This window comes from Aquimarina spinulae, assembly GCF_943373825.1.
Taxonomy (GTDB): domain Bacteria; phylum Bacteroidota; class Bacteroidia; order Flavobacteriales; family Flavobacteriaceae; genus Aquimarina; species Aquimarina spinulae.
Map to the genome: position 1 here is coordinate 3376751 of NZ_CALSBP010000002.1, position 20505 is coordinate 3397255.

Sequence of the window (20505 nt, forward strand, 5' to 3'; positions counted from 1 at the left end):
AATCTTAGTACTTTACTTTGGTTGTACTATACTTAGAATAGGTGCCATCATTAAATATGGCTCTAATAATATAGGTATAATTAGAATTAATCGTAAGCCCAGTATCCACAAATCGTTTTATTCCCGCGGGCAATACTCTATAAAGTGACGAAGGATTTTCGTTATAAGCTCTGTATAATTCAAACTCGGCAATTTCTGCTCCTTTATAGTTCCAGGTTAATACGATGGTTTTGTCAATTTCATTTATGGTTGCATAAAACCCTTTTACAACAGACTTTAATGTTGTTTTTGGAACAATAACAGATACCGGCGGAGCAGGAGTAGACTCTAGACCACTTTGGTCTCTGGCAAGTATCGTATAACTATAGTATTTTCCTTGTTCTACTTTGATATCATTATAGGTTGTATTTTTAAATTTTGGACTTTGAAATATCAGACTCCAATCTAGATCCCCTTTTCCTTTTCTATAGATATAATGAGCTTCTACATCTTCACTAGAACTATTGGCCCACTCCAGAGTTACTACTCCATCTTTGATGTTATACGATTTAAAAACAGGTGAAGTAGGAGGGATCACATCTGGTTTTACCAATTCCAATGTTTCTGAAGGTTCAGACATGTTATACCGTTGATCTACAGCTATAATTTTATAATATACTTTAGTATTTAAACTTTTTACTTTTACAGTATCTATAAATGTGTAATTTTCATGAGGAGATTCTGTTAATTGAGAATATTCTTCGTGTTGTAGATTTCCCCGGTATACCCTATACCCCATAAGATCCTCTTCGGTATTAGGCTTCCATTGTAGTTGTACAACACCTGTACTATCTACTTTTCCTTCTAAGCCTATAGGTTTTTCTGGCGGGATAGAATCTATGGGTTGCACCAGCATAGAAAAGGAATCTCGTTGATTATTATTTTTACCATTTGCGGTTATTTTAAAATAATTGGTAGCTCTTAATTTAGTATACCTCACTTTTCTCGCAGTTGGAGGAATATTGGACACTACCGGTTTATATGCTCCACGATCTGTATCAGACCGTTTTAATGTAAATCCTGTAATGTCATGATTTCCCTCTTCTGGGAAAGTCCAAGTGAGTTCTACGTCACTTTCAGATGTGATATGTTTTGTTTTTAGGTGCGGAACAAATTTCAATACTTTTTTCCCTTCTCCAGAAACTACATTAGAAGCAGGGCCTATTTCACCAAAAGAAGAGACTCCTTTAATTCTATATGTATAATTCTTATTATTTGAAATAGAATCAATATAGAGAGTGCGATCATTTTCTGATTTTTCTTTATTGATTGCAGCATAAGGAATATCTCCTAACCTCTTAAAAGTACTTCCGTTTTCAGAGCGTTCGATGATATAACTATTATATGTGTTTTTCAACAATTTAGAATCCCAGCTTAATAAGGTATTTCCATTCTGAAAAACTCCAACAAAGTCTACAGGTTCTGGTAGAGGTTCATAATCAATAATTCCAATATATACTCCTCCTTCTTTGGTTTTTAATTCAAATTCGGGAATATTAGAAATTACTTTGTACAGGTATTTTTCATTAGGTTTTACATTGGTATCAATATATCCCAATCCTGCTTTTTTAGCGATTTCAAAGTCTTGGTCTGCGGCATATAATCCAAAAGCAAAACGTTGCTGTTGTTCTTCTGCACGGTTTATAATAGAAGCAAGGCCTGCTCCTCCCTCGACCACAAAACTTTCTCCCCATAATGCCTGTGCCATAATAGCACCATTATCACTGCTTTCTGCAATACCTTCCCATTCCATCATAGAGACAGGCATGAACTTTTGACCGATGATCAATTTTTCAGGAGTGGGTAATGTTTTTCGATCTCGAGAAATGGTATACCGCTCTAGTGTGTACCCATAGCGATTTCCTTTACGCCATGCTATAGGGGTGTTTAGGGTCCAGCGCAACAAGATTCTATCTTCTTGTGTTCTTGCTATAACTTTTACTTCAGGTAATTGTTCTTTGGATTGAGCAAAAGAGAACTTTTGTACGAAGAGAAGTATGATTATTACTATTCCTATTTTTTTGTTCATTTTTATGTTTTTCAACTTTCGGTTTTGATACGGGTTTCGAGATGCTCAAGCCTGATACTGTTTCTATTTTTATTCTATTTCAAAACTAATCTGGATTAATGTAATTAACATTACTACTTGTGCCTGTAATACCCCCAGGTAATACATATTGATATCTTGCAGGGTATTTCCCTTTTTTGATATGCGGAAATTTAGCATTTATAATATAATCGTATTTTGGATTTGGATTGGTCAAATTTGCATTAACGATATTATATACAATATCAATAAAATCTTCATGATAATAATACGGTAGATTATAACTATATGGCATTCGCTCTTTTAAGAAATGACTATCCGGAGCCGCTTCTAAATATGTTTGATACCAAGTCAATTCATCCATTCCTTTTGTTGGGGGCACTCCTAATATCGATTCATCCCTATCAACTGTAAATTCTGGTTTAAGAGGGTACCCTTTATAAATCAAAGGATAGATTTCATTTTTATAATAATTATCATCTAATACCGCTTCTGCCCGAATTAATGGTTTCTGCTCAGTATATTGATTTCCTGTAAGATCAATTTCATCAAAAGGTTCCGAATTTTTTACCACCATTCTCAGTTTATGAATCCTCATGGTAAGTGTTTCTCTAAAGGTATTCCTATATTTTTTCCCTTTGATTTTTTCACTAAAACTATTGAATTTACTAGTGTTAAACTCATAGGACAACATCTCTATAGTTTCAGGATTTGTGGTGAGCCCATCAATACTTACATTTTTTATTTCGACTGTATTTTCGCCATCCCCGGCAGTTGTATACTTTTCTTTTACCGTACTCGAAGTTGCACTAGGGGGTAGTGTAAGTAGTTTCAACGAATATTCTTTAGTATTTTCGATGTCTGGTAAAGGAATCATCACTTTTTTATCTCCTGCATTATAAGATACAGAACTCTCAATAGCCATATCATATTCATCTGTAAAATAGGAACGCTGAGACCATCCAGCATCCAAGTTAAATAAATAGGCTTGTCCTCTTTTTAGCTTTACATATCCTTTATTATATTCTTTTGGAAAGAAATATTTTTGTCCAATTACAGGATATGAATATGCAATATTAGTTTTTGGAATATAATCCGGGGCTGTTCCTGTCGTAAATGTGGTGTTTTCCTCTTCTTTTAGTATTTCACCATTATAAACAACGGGTATCCATTTTCCATTAACTTTCTCTTCGAAGGTTACTGATACATATAAACTCATAGTAGTTTTTGGAGGTAGAATTTCACTAGATGTAAAACTTAAAAGATCATTACTACTATTCAATGTTTGTTCACCCACCAGGATTGAACCTTTATCGTCTTTTATCCAAAAATCATCTAGCTTAAAACGATAATAGTGTACTTTATATTCTTCATCTTCAACTTTTATAGAACTACCTATTTTCATATTAAATGCGACCTGAGGTACTGCAAATACATCTACTTCTTTGATTTTATCACGAGGAGATATATCAGCAATGATTTTGATATCCCCGAGAGGAGATCCTCCACTAATAAGTTCACATTCTTTACCAAACTGCATCTCAAACCTGAAACTTCCTTTTACCAGTCCTCCCAATAGATTATAATACCCTCCAAGATATCCTCTAAACCAAACTGGATTAGGTAGTTTTGCTTGCATTAATGTAGCTGCTCCTGCTTCTATAATCGGAATTCTTCTTCGTTTACCGAAAAGCTTAAAACTAATTCCCATAGAACCTTGTAGATACACATAACTTTGCCCGTTGGCATACCAACCATTTACACCTATTTGACCACTACCTTTACACATAGCATCTCCATAATCTTTGACCATAATATCAAAACCGAAACCTGCATTAAATCGGGCATAAAACATTAAGAAGTTCATATCTCCAGTGTCAAACTCCAGACTTGCGCCAAAGGCTACTCCACGACCACCCGCTAGTGCATTTTCATCCCTCATATAATCGAGAGTACTTGCGTCTAATCCAAGTATCTTTGCTACCTGTGGAGGAGGAGGAGGGGATGGAGGCATATAATCCCCCATCATAAAATAACTTTTAGATGTTAATGCGACACTTCCTATTCCGATTTTAACTCCGATTGGATCCGTCGGAGTACCAATATGAATGTACCATTCTCCTGGTCCAAAATGTATTACCGCCCAGGCAGCACGTCCTCCTGGTCCTACTCCTTTAAATACACCACCGATTATATCAATGTATAGTTCAAAAGTGCCATGAAATGTTTTTGCTGTAAAATCAAATTCTATGGCCATATAGGCATTGAGGCCTTTTTGACCCGCCATTACTGCAGGATAAATAGCTTTGGATGCTCCGATAAGATCGGTTTCTTTGAGTTGATTCTCTACAGCATCTGGCATTCCTGATTCATTTTCTACGATCCCACCAAAATTTTCTGATATTTCATCTCCTGCATCATCAAAACCAGGGATTTGTAGTAAGTGAGCTTCTCCATAAAGGCTAACCCTATTGATTCCTCCATGCCTATTGAAAGCCATTTCGAAACCAAACCCACCGTTGACCAAACTTTCTCCTTTGGTTATAGAGAATAGCATCATGGCTTTTACTGTCAATCCAGAGTCTCTATCTGGTACATAATTGAGCCCAGAAGACCCTATCCCTATATTAGAACTAAATCCATCTTTTTTCATTCGATAGGAGGCACCACCGCCAAATCCGGTAATTGCAAATACTGGAGGAATAGGAATAGTTAATCCTTCGACCAATCCATCTATATACCAATATCTATAATCTGTTTTTCCAAAGGTAGCACTAATGGTCACAGCAATTCCTCCTGTAAAAGTGGCTTTGACCATTCCAGCAAATCCATCACCATATACAGGATCATCGTCTCTAAATTCTACAAAACCTTCTATTTTGAAGCCCATATCGGCTGCAATCTCCACGCGCCGAAGTTTTACTCGTTTAAATTTCCATTTTTCAAACCCATCACCTTGTTTTAGATCTCCCTCAATAGATAAGCTTGCATTACCACTAAAGCCGGCATTATCCATCAGGTTAATTGCAATAGTAAAATCTAATGCTGCAATATTATCTTTTGCTCTAATCCCAATTTCTGATATGGTTACAGGAAAATTGGCTACCTTAACTTCACCTGTATAGCCTGCATGACCAATTTTGATAATTGGGCTTATCGTCTGTAATTGGAAATCTTGAAAAGTAATCCCTTCAAAATCTGCAGTTGCTGTAGCAGAGGTAGAGCCATCATTAGATCCTTTAATCGCCATATTACCATGTAAAAGAGCTTTGGGTCTAAATTTTCCTTCACTAAGCCGGAGTTCTATATAACTGTTTTCGGTGAGCGTGGCTTTGGCTTTAAAAATATCAAATGCAATATTGTTTGCCGGACTGGCATTAAGCACATACTCTTCGTTAACAGGATCAATTAGCGCATTATATACTAATACGGTAGTACTGTTAGATTCGTAGTCGAGAGCTATTAATTCACTTTTTTCTTTTCCGTTTTCGTCTTTAGTTATTTTTGTATGTGTACCAGAAACAGTTTCTGTAGTAACGGGCAATACCATTGCACCACCAAAACCGGCTCCCGATAAATCTCCTGCGACGAAGCTTAACTGAATCCTATCTACCGAGAATTGCCATCCATCTGCATTTCCTGTATTAAGAGGAAGTATATTTTCGCCCTTAAAAGTTCCTGAAACTCCATTGTTGTCAATCAACATTTTTTCTGCCCCAAAGGAAATGCGTTTGTCACTTCCTTTTCTTTGAAATTGTGGAGGAAGGACTATTGTAACAGATTCTACATATACACCTCGCCATAAATCTTCTTCACCAGAAATCAAATAGGTTTGTTGATAATCATCAGTAGGCCATTGCATATTTGGTGAATTTCGAGTGTCACTAAAATCAAAGATGGCAGTATTTAACTCAAAAATGGTGTTTTTTAGTTTGGGCACCTGAAACCTAGGGAGCGTAACTTCTACCAAAATATCATTCCAATCAGTAGCAACAACTTCAAAACTAGTCGTTACCTTTTTCTTAATATTTGTTTTACCAATGGTAGAATTGTCAATTGTATTATCAGCTTTTACAGGGAGTATTTTTTTTCTGGAAAACTCTACATCTACAGCTAGTCCTAGTTCTTTAAATCCATCACAATCGATAGTGACATAGGTTTTTTTATCTAGACCCCCCGTTTTGAGATCAAAACCTCCTTTAAGAACCATTAATATATTCTTTCCTTGAAACGGAATGCCTACATCGCCGAGCAATACCAAATCTGCATCACCAAACAAACCACCTTTATGTGATAGTTTTACTCTACTGGCTCCAAAAAATAATTCCCGTTGTTTACCGGTTTTATCTATTTGTGGAAGTTTGATACGAACAAATATTTCCAACTCAGAATACTCTTTACCTATTTTAATCTGGCTAACTCCCATAATAAATTCTGAGCTACCTATCTCTTTCTTTATTCCTATGGGTAAGGTTACAGGAGTTTCACCAGTGATATAATCGGTAAGGCTTTCTAAAAATTTATTTCCTGCAACTAGCGTGTCAATTACACTTTTGGCTTTTGTTCTAAGGTTATTTGCTACTGTATCACTTTCAAAACGGGTATATAACTCATCTGGAGCAAATTCTTTTACAGTAGTTTTTTTGACTAACCGCTTTATATCTTTCTCGATTTTGGCGTCCAGATTCGCAAACGAACGGCGCATCATTACGGGAGGTAATGGTGCGGTAGTTGTTTCTTCTGAAACCGGTTTTTTGGTGTCTTTATCTCCTGTGTTCGCAACTATATGGAACGATAGGAGTAAGGTGAGTATAAGTAGGTAGTATGGTTTCATATTTGTTAAAATTACTGTGTCACTCTGAGCTTGTCGAAGAGTAAATTATAATCCCAGTTTTTAAAAGGACTTTGGCAAGCGCAGCCTGACATTTTTTTATATTTATGTTGTATTTATATGGTTTGTTACGGGTTTTTATTATTTTTCAATCTACTTCTTTTACTCTTGCTATCTTTTCTTTCTTACTCTTACCTTCACGAGCGGGACGCTTGCACTAGTGGAGGGCTTAAAAATTTCTTTTACTTGATCAACCTTATTACGAGGTTTTGTTGCTGGTCGATAGATTATTAAATAAATAGATAAAATTACTAGAGCAATCCCCATTAGTCCTAGTATGATGATTCCTGATACTCTATTTTTAATTGGATTAGCAATCTCTCCTTCATTACTTGTGTTATTTTTTTTATACGAAATATACTTTCGAAAAGTATAAAAACTAGCTATTAAAAAAAGGATTCCAAAAATGCCAGGAACGATAGCATCAGATACTTTTACATAGTCTTCGACTATCACAAATGTGAAGCTTGTAATTGCAAATTTTATATTATTTAGCCAATCCATGTAAATGTCTATTATTGTTCTTTTTTAATTTTGGTTGCTGCGCAAAGTCTCCCGACTTTGAGCGCGGTGTTTTACTTTATGTTTTTTTGTTAGTCACTTATTCGTCTTTTTTATTTCTATTTTGACTTTTTGTTTTTGTTTGTTCCGCGAAGTCAGGAGACTTTGCGGAGCGGGGAAAATTAAGATGGTGGAGTAAGCTTGCCTATCCTTTTTAAATACTCTTCTTTACTCCAATCTGCACCAGTACCCCAATATTTAGAAAATACTTCATCCATAATCTTATCAAAATCAGGCTCAAATTTCTTTGTAGATTGATACCACTCTGGAGTATAAATAGAATAAGGGTCTAAACCACTCTCTCCCTGCCAACGCATTTGTTGATGTAATCGACCAGACCAATAAATTACTCTATCAATAAACACTTTATTAATATAAGATTGCTTATTCAAATCAGGTCTTTTCTTTAAGTATTCTTCTAATCCTTTTTTTCTTATTAATTCTAGTTCTTCAACTACTACCCTAAATAAATCCTTTCTAGAGTCAAATTGTATTACAGATGATAATAAATCATTGAGTGAATTAATATAATTTTCTTCGTTGTTAAGATTTATATGCTTTAGCTGATTTAATAATTCTTTAAAGTCTTCAATTTTTATGTTTTTATCAATCATAATAACTAGTTATTGTATTTGAATTAACTCAATAACCCATTTTTTATCTTCATTTAAGTATGGAGGCTTAGTAACTTCAAATTGACTTCCTGATTTGATTAAAACTTCAGATCGAGGGTTTCCTCTAAATTTAATTCCATCCGCAAAATCCGATATATCTTTAGCATCTAAATGTTTTATATCAAATAAAACATTGATTTCTGGTCTATCTGCAAATGAAGCAGTCTTACTACTACCTGCTGAAGTAAAATCATTCCAAACTGGCTTGGACCCTTTTTTATATGAAATCAAAAAATCCGATAAGCCTTTAGAATCAATTTCTATTCCTCTATATACATTTGTTCCTTTAAATGTTGATAATTTAGATAACGTATTATTAAACAGGTTTTTGATTTCAGTTGTTTTAGAAACATTTTCTCCCCATCTAAGCCAACCATTCATCCTTCTATAGAATAAATTAGTAGTGTACCCCCAAAGTAAATTGACATCAGTTTTGTTAAGTTTGGGGTACTGTTTCATTAAATCTCCTATCTCATTAAAAAATCTAAGATCATGATCATTGTGATATTTCGCAAAATACTCCAATATTTCATCTTCTGTAAAATCCATTTTCTTTAATGCATTTACAAAATCAGTTGGAAGTTCTTGTTTTGCAATGGCTTTGGTCACTTGTTTAAAAACACCTCCAGCGTTATTGCTTCTAAATCCAACTTCATCCCCATTTTTCAGGATATCATCTCCATCATAGTTACCAACGACTTCTCCTTCATCCAGAGTTTTTTTCTTCTGTAGGATTCCGTCGACATATCGTGCTACTTCGTCACCACGACCAGATTTATCGACTACTTTAACACCTTCTTTAACAGTCACTCCTCCTTTTTTGATAGCGCTAAATTTTACAGGGATGTTAGCAGTGTTATCAAATATCTGATCTACTTCTTTAAGGCCATTGATCAATTTTTGTTTACTTTGTACCTGACTTCCTTCATTAAATAATTTACGAAGCCCATTAAAGGCATCTTCTCCTTGATAGGTAAATCGATTTGCAACTTTTGCTAAAATTTTAGAATTTTCTGGGATTTTGGCAATTTGAGAAGAACGGAATCTTAAAATATTCCAGGATTCTAATAGATCATCTAGTTTTTTAGGATCTAAGATTTCGGTAGCAATTTTATCAAAATCGTTGATAATTTTTGTAGCGTCCTTTGTGTCAAGTTGATCTAGTTTATTAAGTATGGATCGATCAAAATCAATATCTGGATTTAGTTGACTTATAGATTTTTTAAGATGAGAACCATCAGGTAATATGCTTAACAATTTATTTTTTAGTAGTGTTGAGAAATTACCAGTTATTTTTATTGTTTCATCTATTCGTTTTACAATTTCATCAGTAGCATTATCAAGATTGCTACTTGCTTGAGATGATTTTCTAATATCTTTTTCTGCCTCTTCAAACCCTTTGATTACTTTTTCTGCTAATTTTGGATCTTCGGCTATTAATTTTTTAGCTTTTGTTTTTCCTATTTTTTTCACTAATGCTTTGTATGTAGCAATAGCTTCTATGTGTTTGTTTGGGCTAGGGATTGATGATGCTGTGTTAATAGTTAAAGGAATAGAGCTAATAGTCCATGTTGTTTGCAACATTTTGGCCAATTTTTCGGCATTTTTCTCATCAGTGTCAAAGGTATTTGTTATGACACTTGTAGCATGCGCAATAAATAATTTGTCGTCAGAAAAATAAGGATTAACTATAGTGACAAATAAATCTGCGTAAGCAGTAAATGTTGCTGCACTAAAAGCCCCTCTTGCAGCAATAATGGATCCTCCAGAAAAATAGAAAGAAGCAACGGTTAGTGTATTAAATATACCATTTTGAATTCTTGTGTTATTTTTAGTTCTGTCTAAATAGTCTAGAAACATAGCGGGAACCAATGCAACTTTACCACAAATAAGAGCACCACTATTGTTGCAAGCACCAGATTGTTTCGTAAATGTGATATCTTCTATAATTTCTATAGCGACAAGTTCAAACGGATCGAACTCTTCGTTAGTATCCCATTTGATGCAAATTTGCTCTGAATAATGACTTCCATAATATTGAGTTGATGTTTCCTTACAATCTTGTCGTAGGTTGATTTTTCTCTGTTCTTGTGTAAAACGGAATTCTAGTTTTGATTGATCATTAACTACATTAAAAAGCCATAAGAAACGTTCGTTTTTAACATTCCAATAATAATTAGCCTTGCATTGTGCTCGATTTAATAATGATTGATATTCGTCACCATTTGTGATGGTTGTAGAGCTGTTTATATCTATATTTTTAGCAGCAAAAACAAGATCTTTAAGTTTAACAATCAGGTTTAATCTGTTTGTATCGTCTCCGATAAAACTATCATTAAGTTTATCTACTAATTGTTTGTATAATAAATCACCATTAACTCTGTATTGTTCTTCTACAAGACCTTTTAAAAATTGTTCTGCAGCTTTAGATTCTACAGAATTAAGAATATCAAATACTAGATCTTCGGTGCTATGTGTTGCTGACCAATTGTCTAAAACGGGTCCATTAAGAATAATTTTTAACATTTCTAGTCTTTCGTCAACTGTAAAAAGACCAAACTGTTCTATAGTTAATTCATAACCGATGTATAGTAATCTATCTCTGTCTCTAGAATCAGTGCCAATCTCTTTAACAAATTCTGGTAGATTTTCATTAGAAATACTTCCTAAAAGCTTTCGAATCAAGGACCTGTCGCTTTTATCTGTTCCAAAAAATGTACTTTCACTTATCCACCAAGCGTTATTGTCAAAAACCAGTTTAAGTAAATCTTTCTTTTCTTGTAGGGTTAGGGTTTTAAGAAACCCTTCGTTTAAATAGAATAAACCAGCATATAGTTCTTCTTTACTAATATTTTTATTACCAAGTTTTTCATGATGTTTGGATATTTCTTTAGAAACTAATTGTATTCCTTTTAAATAATTTTCAAATGCACTAGTATTCTTCGGGTTCCAATAAAACTCTAGTGCTCTATGATACGTTGCTTTTTGTGATAACCAAAATAGTTTATTAGTATAGTCAGCGTTATTCTTATAGATCTGCGAAACTAGAAGGTCATAGTCGATTTTGTCATCTCCTTCAGAACAAATTAGATTAGCTATGTATTGAATTGCTTCTTTTTCAGATTGACTGGATGCTCTACTAATATAATCTTCTATAAATTGTTTTCCGTTAGGACACTGAGCACATCTTATTCTTCCAGAATCTTTAATATTAGTGTTAGTATTATTGTAAACTATTGACTCTTTGTTTTGAATAGCATAAGTATAAGAAGCTTCGTATGCTTTATTACAACTTTCTTCTCCTCTAACAAATAAGTAAACTTTGTCTTTTATACCTTTTTCATTAATAGGAGTTATTTCATATTTTTTTCCAGTTGCTTTTCCATCTTCATAGTATCCTGAGAAACTTCCTGAAGTATCAAATAACGCTTTATATCTTCTGCCATCACTTTTGAAACCAGGTAATGTTCCTTTAACTTTTGCAGACTGAGAAGAAGATATAATTATTGAACTTTTTTTAATGCTAATAGGTTTCCATTTAGGAGTGAACCATATTTCTCCACCCAACTCCCCATCCTCATCTCCTTGAAACCAGTAGATCTGAATCCCGGGAGCATACATTTTTTCCCAATCCATATGGTTTAACTCGGTACCGGTACCGTAATCCATTAACAGATCTGTGCTGCCGGATTGAGTATCATATTCGGTAAAAGGGTGTTCTAATCCAAATACACCGTGTCCTAACTCGTGCGCAGCGACTCTACCTTTGTCATTTTGTGCAAATACAAACCCGAATTGGCTTTTTAGAGGCATAAAGCCATCGGTACTACTATCGGAAGGAGGTATATCTGTTACAAACAAGTAATATGTGTCTTTTTGGTAAGTACCTGTAGCTTTAAATGTACTGATCCAAGCTTTTTCTGCTTCGGTATAGTAGGTTAATAATTCACTGTCTCCAACATCTATAGTAGTATCTGCTATAGATATTGGTGTTGCAGAGCTCACGTTAAAACGAACTCCTGCCGGGTTATAGATTTCATTAATTCGATTTGCAATGCCAGTAGTACTGGCTCCATTTACCGAGATAAGTTTTATATTAATATTGGTTACTTCCTGGCTGGCTAAGTGCATTAAACTAAATGTTCCTGCAATAGTGTATTGTCCTCCCGAATCTTTAGGTTTTACTGTTGCCAGAATTTCTTCTTTCGTAAAATCAAACTTTTTCTTAAGAGAAAGTGTAGCTATAGTTCCATTGCTATTCCAGCTAGCATCTATTTTACCTCCTTGTGCGGTTTTAAAGACAATATCATCTTTGGTAATCTTGCTGTCAGAGAATGAGGCTTTTGCTGTTATAACATCAGATTGATGAGAACTTAAATCAAATATCGCTTTATATGGCACGGGGTATGTTCCACCGTTTGCTATAGGTAGTTCTTCGTATTTTCGTTTTAATTTATCTGTGGCTCCATTGGGTAAGAGATCAAAAGAATAATATCCGCTTCCTTTTTCAAAAATAATATTAACTCCTGTGGCAGTTATATTAGAAACTCCGTTACTGCTCATTCCTGCAGTGTTATCAGCAGTAGGCTCTCCTCCTTCTGCACCAGGAGTTTCGGTAACATCCCCATTACTACTCACTGTCCAGCTATTTTCGTTGCTGTCTATAAAGGTTACGTTTTCTCCTCCTTCTCTAATAACTTCTTGCCCGTCGGTTCCAATAATTGTAAAGGTGTCATCATCATTTACTATTATATTTTCGATTTCAAAATCTACATGAAATACATCCAGATCATCATTGTCACCAGTTACAACCTCAATAATTTCATCGGCATCAATAATACTACCCCAGTTTGGATCGTAAGTGGTAATAACAAAACCATCTACTAATTTCATATCAGTATTGATTTTGATGTTTTCAAATCTTACCGGGATACGTACTGTAGCTAACCAAGGGGTACTAATATATCCTTCACCGGTAAAACTACCAGAACCTGAAACTTTTTTTACATACACTGGGAAATCACCGGCGGTAAACACGGCATTTTCTAAAAGCTCGGTAAGCAACTCCTGATTAGAAAGATCTACAGGATCTGCTTCTATACCGCAAGCGGTATATTCTGCTAATTCATCACTTAGCGTTCTAAAGGTTTTGGTATTAGATTCTGCAAAATTATCAGTTGTACAGTTTCCTAGTATTTTATATTCATAAACGGTATCTGGTTTAAACTCATCTACAGTAACATACTCTCGAGGTGTTGTTTTTTTATACCATTTATTGCTTCCCGATTCCCGATACATAACGGTAAAATCCAAATGATCAGGATGCCCAATCCAGCTTATAGTTGCATTGGTTCTACTTACATCCTGAACCTCTATATTTGTAGGAACAGTACAGGGACTTAGATAGTCAAACCAAAAGATCTCGCTATTACCATTATTGGTAAATACAGAAACTTCTTCGCCGTTATTGGCAGCAATTGCCCGTATTCTCCATGCGTATCGTTTACCTGGTAACAATAAGGGATGAATTGGGCCATATAGTAAAGAAGTCGCTGTAGTGATTTCCTGGTATAGAGGTGGAGAAGATAAAAACACGGCTTGTGGATCAATATACCGATCCCACACTTCTACAATACTAAATTCGTAAGATACATTGGGAACATTAATATGTCTTGGTGTCCATTGAAAAATAACATTGGTGGGGTTATGTTCTGTTATTTTAGATTTGTTATCAGGTTTATTAAGAAAAGGCGGATAATTATTGACCAAAAATATATTGGCGCAACTTTTTGCAGATAATCGGTTTCCATTAAAGGCATCAAAGACTTCAAAACAAAATTGATACCTCCCATCTGGTAATGTACCATTGTATTGTACAGGTGATATACCTCGTAGATTTTGCTGCTCAAAATATGGGGCTAATTCAGCAATGGATAGTTGTAAAGGAATACCCGGATCCAGAATTAGAGTAGGTGCTCCAACTACTACAGATGTACTTGTGGCATTAAGGTCATCACCTTCTATAGAAATACCTAATCGGACCTCTCTACTTGTGGCGGTAATATCTGTAAATACAATTTGAACTCTTAATGGGCTATTGGCCAGTGTAGCATTAGTATATCCAGATAGGTTTGTTGGATATGGCGGAATAGCCTGAGCAGTAATACGTACAGGAAAGTTTTGTGCTGATACAAAAGCAAACTGCAGTATTAATAGAAATATTAGTGGTAGTTTTTTCATACGTCACTTTGGGGGTTACCAGAAATGATTACTCTGAGCTTTGATATAGCTTATCATAATATCTGATAATTTGCTCCTCTAAATATATGTTAATTTTTTCTAAATCTTTGTCTTTCAAGTACGCACTGAACGCTCCTTCTTTTGTCATGGCCTTAAACTGGTTCAGTTTTTTATCGTTTTTGACTACTGCATTATCTTTTAGTATCTTACCTATTTCAAACCTAAGATTAAGATAAGATTCCAGACGGTTTCCATCTACTCTATAAATGGTTTTAAGTTTCATATAATCAAATTGATCTTGTTCATCTGCTTGTTCCTTTTCAGCATCATTTAATGTATGTAAAGGATGCGATTCCATATCACTTTTTGCTGTAGCATACTTTACTTTCATTTCTTGGTATTTAGCTAAAAGCTCTTTTTGAAGATGAACTAAAACATACTGAAGCCTTTCTTGATATGTGGGGATAAAATCTTTACGTAGATATATACTATCCAGATAATTTAAAGCCGAATTTTTGAAATCCGTATCGGTTTTTGCTTTTTCTTTAAGTGTTGATAATTGATTTTGAATTTTATCTTTAGAAAAAGCTTCCTTTTCTTTAAAGTATTTTTGTTGAGAAATAGCTTCTATTTTATTGGAGACAGTAGAAGCATTACCTTCATAAATTTCGGTACGATATCTAAAACGATAGTAATTCTGTTTGCTTGCTTTTTCTTCCTGAAGTTTATTTTCTAATTTCTGTAGAGTATCTGTAGCTTTTTCTTGATTTTTTTCGTCATCAGTACCTTTAGAAGTTCTTTTTGCAAACCTAAGGTCTGGTTTCTTAACATCAAAAGAATAACTATATCCTAATGTAACCGTAAAATCATGGGCGCTAGTGTTGGTTGTATTTCTAAAAAGCGTTAAGGCATTAAGATTAATATTATGTTTCTCTTTATATATGTATCCTGCATTTGCTCTAAAATTCATCACATTACCTTGTGAATTGCCATCGACAAGACTTTCATTATACGATGCTGATATACCAGTTCGTAATTTCTTTTCAAAAAATTGTTTGCTTGCAGATAGAGTAGGACCATAGGTTAATGCATCTGCCAATTCAACGACATTGTATGCTGCATTAATTGCTGCATTAATAGTTAATGTACGTTCTGGGTATGTAATCGTATAGTTTGCTCCTGCATTATAAAAATTAGTTTCATTGTTAGTAGCATCGGCAGTACCTTGTTCATCTTTTGTAGTTTGAAAAGTAAGATTAAGGCCAAGGTTCTGTTGTTTTTGCGGGCTTTGAGATACTAGATAACCAAGATTTAGTGCAGCATTTTGGGAAACCTGTTTAAAATCCAAAGTATCTAAATTTTCAAATTGATTTACCTGATTAATCTCGTCAAAAGCTGTTCTTATATTGGTATATGACTGAAAATTGGAATACGAAGCACCAATATTCAATCGATCTGAAGCTTGTATAGATGCATTAATAGCAGAAACGATTCTATTCGATTGTGCTTCTTTTTCATTTTTTAAATCATCACGTTGTAAACCTGCATTGAGGGCCAAAGAAACCCTACCATTAAATAATTCTTGTGCAGCATTTAATGTAATATTTTCGAGATCATTATTAAAGAAATAGGCCCCAAATGTTCGGTATTGAGGATCAATACGTTCGTAACCCATACCTACACTTCCTTTACCAAAGGAATAAGTAAAATCAGTGTTTAAAGCAGTATAATAGTCAGTAGAAGCTTTTTCGTTTATTAAAAAACCAAGTGCATTAGAGCCCTTGTTGATTTCCTTATCTTCTATATTTTCTGTTACAGCACTTTGGGCGATTTCTATATTGAAACGCAATCCTTTTACAATTTCTACAGAAGATTCTAAACTAACGACTAAATTTTCTTTGGGGTCAATATGTAGCTCCTCTGGGATTATAATGTCTAGCGAAGAGGCTTCGTCTTTAGCCTTAAAAAAAATGAACCCAACAGAAAATTTGTTAAAATCATAGGATGTTTTTAATCCATATCCCATTCGCTTATATGCAGGAATAGCGTCAGGTACTTCTTCATTATATTCTGTGGCTTTTAATAATCGACCATAGAAAGCACTAATTTTATAAGGTTTGTTAGGTGTTAAATCCGTACCAAAACCTGTAAATTGATGACCACTCACAGTATATGGAGAAAAAGTCATAGCGACATCACCAATATGAGTTGCAACCCATTTATAAGAGGGATGAATACTTAAACGATTTATTTTGAAAGGAGTACTGTATCCAAAATCCTGATTGGTATACGAAAATGATAAAGGAATATTGTAAATACCGCTAATATTGAAATTGAGATTACCATTAATAAAGTATGTAAATGGATCTCTATTTGCTGATCCATCATAGTATACAGAGTTTGCAGAAACACCACCATTAACTTTCACTAATGGAGCTTTACCAATTTGTTCAAGATTTTGACTTGTGGTAATTAATGTACAGCCGAGAAAAATGATTAGTAGTTTTAGTTTCAAGATGTAATAGCAATTTGGGACAGCGAAATTAAGATAATTTTAACAGTTAGACAATATAAGATTTTAGTAATCAATATTTTAAAATTTGGTAGACAAAGGATTATGATATAATTTATGTCTATGGTGTTTTTATGCAAAAATACGGTAGTTTAGTTTCATTTTTCGGGACTGAAGTTTTTTTTTGAAAGAAAACATATTTTAGTCACTAGAATTATTGGGTGAATTAAATTATATACTGTGTAGATTTTGTAATGAATTTATGACGATTAATGTTAGAATACAAAGCAAATAATAAGGATGAAGCTTCGTTGTTGATTATAATCTATTCTTAAGTAAAATAAGGTCAGGACTTTTAGGAACTTGCTATAATAGAATTACTGTCAAAAAGTGACATAATTACTGTGAAAAAGTGAAACTAATTATGGGAGAAGAATCCCTAATTTCGTTGCATAATACAAACTCACTTATATTAAGGATAGTCAGCAAGTGAGAAACAAAATTATATTTCCCCAGACGGCTTTTATACAACAGTATAGAAGCCGTTTTTGTTTAATTTTTAAAGTTATAGATGCTGTTTCGTGATAATAGAAGTTTTCCTACCTTTTTTTAGATCCATTCACCACGAAAACGATACCATTTACCATATTGATTTTGTTGCTATCGATGTGTCAAATAAGTTTGTATATCTAAAACAACAAAAACGATGAATAGTATATTTAAAACAAGTGCGTTTTTATTGTCTGTAATCTGTTCTGCCAATCTTATAAAATATTAATACTTTTTTAATACTGACAGGTTGGTATTTAAATAGCTTTGTAGCCTACAGCAAAGAGAGTTATTTTTATGATAAAGAACAAAAAAGTACTAATCGTCGAAGATGAGTTTTCAATTGCATTAGATATTAAAATTAGCTTAGAGAAATTAGATTATGTTATAGTGGGTATTGCAAGTACTTATAAAGAAGCAATAAAATATAGCGAAGAAACTATGCCAGATATTGTTATCATGGATATTAATATTTCGGGAGATAAAAATGGTATCGAAGCAGCAGAAGATATTTATGCGAAATATAAAATTCCAATTGTTTTTCTTACTGCTAATGGAGATGATACTACATTTAAAGAAGCTTTACAATCCAAACCTTTTGGGTTTTTATTAAAACCCTTTAATATAAAAGAGTTGTCTTTTACGCTACAAATAGCCTTGCAAAAACAATTTGAGAATAAAAGTTCTGGAGGTATGCTTCCTAATAATAAAGTATCAGATACTCTATTTGTTAAGGATAAATCTCAGCTTATACGTGTTAAAATAGACGAAATTTTATGGGTAGAGGCTATGGATAATTATACTCAAATTATTACCAGAAATAAAAGAGTTGTGGTAAATATGTTTTTGAAAGAATTCTATGAAAAAGTACCACAGGATAAATTTTTGAGAATTCATAGGTCATATATGGTAGCATTAGATAAAATTGATAAAATAGAAAATAGATTTGTTTTTATTGGAGATAAAAATATTCCGGTAAGCAAGGCATATAAAAGTCAATTATTAGAACGATTAGATATTCTATAAATATGAAGGAAATAGTATGTTTTTTAGAGAGATATAGTTATCTCTTTTTTTTATTTTTTTATGCTTCGGTAAATGCACAAACTGATAGTTTGGAACAAAAACTGGTGACAGCATCTAAACAGGAAAAAATAGAAATCTATAAACAATTAGTTAATACATATAGCAAGATAGATATAGAAAAAGCCCTTGATTATGGAAGGCAAGGATTAGAATTAGTGAAGGATGAATATACTAAGGATACAGGTTTTTTTTATTTAAGAATGGGAAATTTCTATAATGCTAAATCAGAACATGAAAAGGCATTGTTTTATAATAAAAAAATGCTAAAGGTTGCAAAAAGATTACAATATGAATTGGGAGTTGCAAAGAGTTATCAAAATATTGGAGTAACCTATGTCAAAATGGGGAATTATAACCAGGCTCTGGATAATTATTTAAAAGCACTTAAAATCTATGAAGCTCTGGAGGAAGAGAATTTTATTGTTGGAATAACAGGTAACATAGGTTCTTTATATTCTTGTAGGCTGAAAGATGATGAGAATGGATTAATATACTACAATAGGGCATTAACATTATCTAAAAAAATTGGAAACGAAGAATTTAGAGCTCATATTTTGGGTGCTATTGGTGAAATGTATATACGTCAAAAAGAGTCTAAAAAGGCCAAAAAGATGTTAGAAGAATCTATTAGCATTGCTGAAAAAACAAATTATACTGAAGTTATTATATCGGGATATAATAATCTATCTCAAATAAATGTAGAAGAAAAAAGGTTTAATAAAGCTATAGGATATACTAAAAAAGCATTACAGATTGTATTAGAAAGAGGGTCTTCAGAAGATATTACATTATCATATTTAACATTGGGAGATATCTATGATAAACTCGAAAATATTAAAACAGCAACATTTTATTATGATAAAGCGTTGTTGACAGCTACAGAAACAAAAGCTTTACCGCAACTATCAAGAGTATACCAGGCACTTCATAAGTATTCTAACAAGAAAAAAGAATATAAAAAAAGTTATGAATATCTATTAAAATACAATACAGTTAAAGATTCATTATTTTCAGAGGAAAAACATAAACAGCTTCGAGAGATACAAGCAAAGTTTGATTTAGAAAACAAAGAAAAAGAAGTCGAAATACTAACCAAAGAAAATAAGATAAAGGTTTTAGAAAATGAAAGTCAGAGAACTACGCAAATTGTATTGATAACAGGATTAGTAGCACTAATACTAGTATTGGTAACACTATTGTATGCATACAAAGACAAGCAAAAAACCAATAGAATTCTCGCAGAAAAAAACAGTAAGATATCTCAAGCCCTTAAAGATCGAGAAATACTATTAAAAGAAGTGCACCATCGAGTGAAAAATAACTTGCAAATTGTGTCTAGTTTACTAAATCTACAGGATAAATTTAGTGAGCATAAAAGTGCTGCAGAGATTTTACAAGAGATTCAGAACAAAATACAGGCGATGGCAATTATTCATGAAAAACTGTACAAGTCTAGTGATTTATCCTTGATTAATTTACAGACGTATTTAGATGGTTTGCTAACTCATTTCAAGACCAGCTATCAGCTTTCTGAACGAAACATAACAATAAATAGAACGATAGAAGATATTAATTTAGATATGGATTATCTGGTTCCTTGTGGTTTAATTGTTAATGAGATTATTGCAAATAGTATTAAGCACGCTTTTCGAGATAATCAAGGAGGGCAAATTAGTATAGAAGCTTCTAGAAATAAAGACCAATATATCCTTACGGTAAAAGATACAGGAGTTGGTTTTCCAGAAGATTTTAAGATAGAAAATAGTCGATCTCTTGGGATGCAACTCATACAAGGGTTAACTCAACAAATTAACGGATCAATACATATTATTTCTAATCCAGGAGCTTACTATACCATTACATTTAATATTACCACGTAATCTAGAAAAACGAATCAGCTTTACCC

Annotated in this window: 8 protein-coding genes; 2 read left to right on the forward strand and 6 right to left on the reverse strand. The window is 33.3% G+C overall.

Annotation, left to right across the window (positions count from 1 at the left end; all coding sequences use genetic code 11):
- Positions 1 to 4: 4 nt before the first annotated feature.
- From NNH57_RS20025 to NNH57_RS20050, 6 genes are all read right to left on the reverse strand, one after another.
- Positions 5 to 2068, reverse strand: coding sequence for a fibronectin type III domain-containing protein (locus NNH57_RS20025; protein WP_108807969.1), 2064 nt, complete (start codon positions 2066 to 2068; stop codon positions 5 to 7).
- Between the two features lie 85 nt (positions 2069 to 2153).
- Positions 2154 to 6920: a hypothetical protein gene (locus NNH57_RS20030; RefSeq protein WP_074409509.1), complete on the reverse strand. Its 4767-nt coding sequence runs from the start codon at positions 6918 to 6920 to the stop codon at positions 2154 to 2156.
- A gap of 168 nt (positions 6921 to 7088) precedes the next feature.
- Positions 7089 to 7481 carry a hypothetical protein gene (locus NNH57_RS20035; RefSeq protein ID WP_074409510.1) on the reverse strand — a complete coding sequence of 131 codons (393 nt, stop codon included), beginning with the start codon at positions 7479 to 7481 and terminating at the stop codon, positions 7089 to 7091.
- A gap of 179 nt (positions 7482 to 7660) precedes the next feature.
- Complete coding sequence (locus NNH57_RS20040; protein ID WP_074409511.1) at positions 7661 to 8152, reverse strand: hypothetical protein; 492 nt, start codon at positions 8150 to 8152, stop codon at positions 7661 to 7663.
- Positions 8153 to 8161: 9 nt separating this feature from the next.
- On the reverse strand, positions 8162 to 14452 hold the full coding sequence (locus tag NNH57_RS20045) for a hypothetical protein (RefSeq protein ID WP_108807968.1): 6291 nt from the start codon (positions 14450 to 14452) through the stop codon (positions 8162 to 8164).
- Between the two features lie 28 nt (positions 14453 to 14480).
- Positions 14481 to 16967: a TonB-dependent receptor gene (locus NNH57_RS20050; RefSeq protein ID WP_108807967.1), complete on the reverse strand. Its 2487-nt coding sequence runs from the start codon at positions 16965 to 16967 to the stop codon at positions 14481 to 14483.
- Positions 16968 to 17810: 843 nt separating this feature from the next.
- Here NNH57_RS20050 and NNH57_RS20055 point away from each other — a divergent pair.
- Both NNH57_RS20055 and NNH57_RS20060 read left to right on the forward strand, forming a co-directional pair.
- A complete protein-coding gene (locus tag NNH57_RS20055) occupies positions 17811 to 18539 on the forward strand; it encodes a LytR/AlgR family response regulator transcription factor (protein ID WP_108807966.1) in 729 nt (242 codons plus the stop codon).
- 2 nt (positions 18540 to 18541) lie between these two features.
- Positions 18542 to 20479: a tetratricopeptide repeat-containing sensor histidine kinase gene (locus tag NNH57_RS20060; protein ID WP_108807965.1), complete on the forward strand. Its 1938-nt coding sequence runs from the start codon at positions 18542 to 18544 to the stop codon at positions 20477 to 20479.
- The last annotated feature ends 26 nt before the right edge of the window (positions 20480 to 20505 follow it).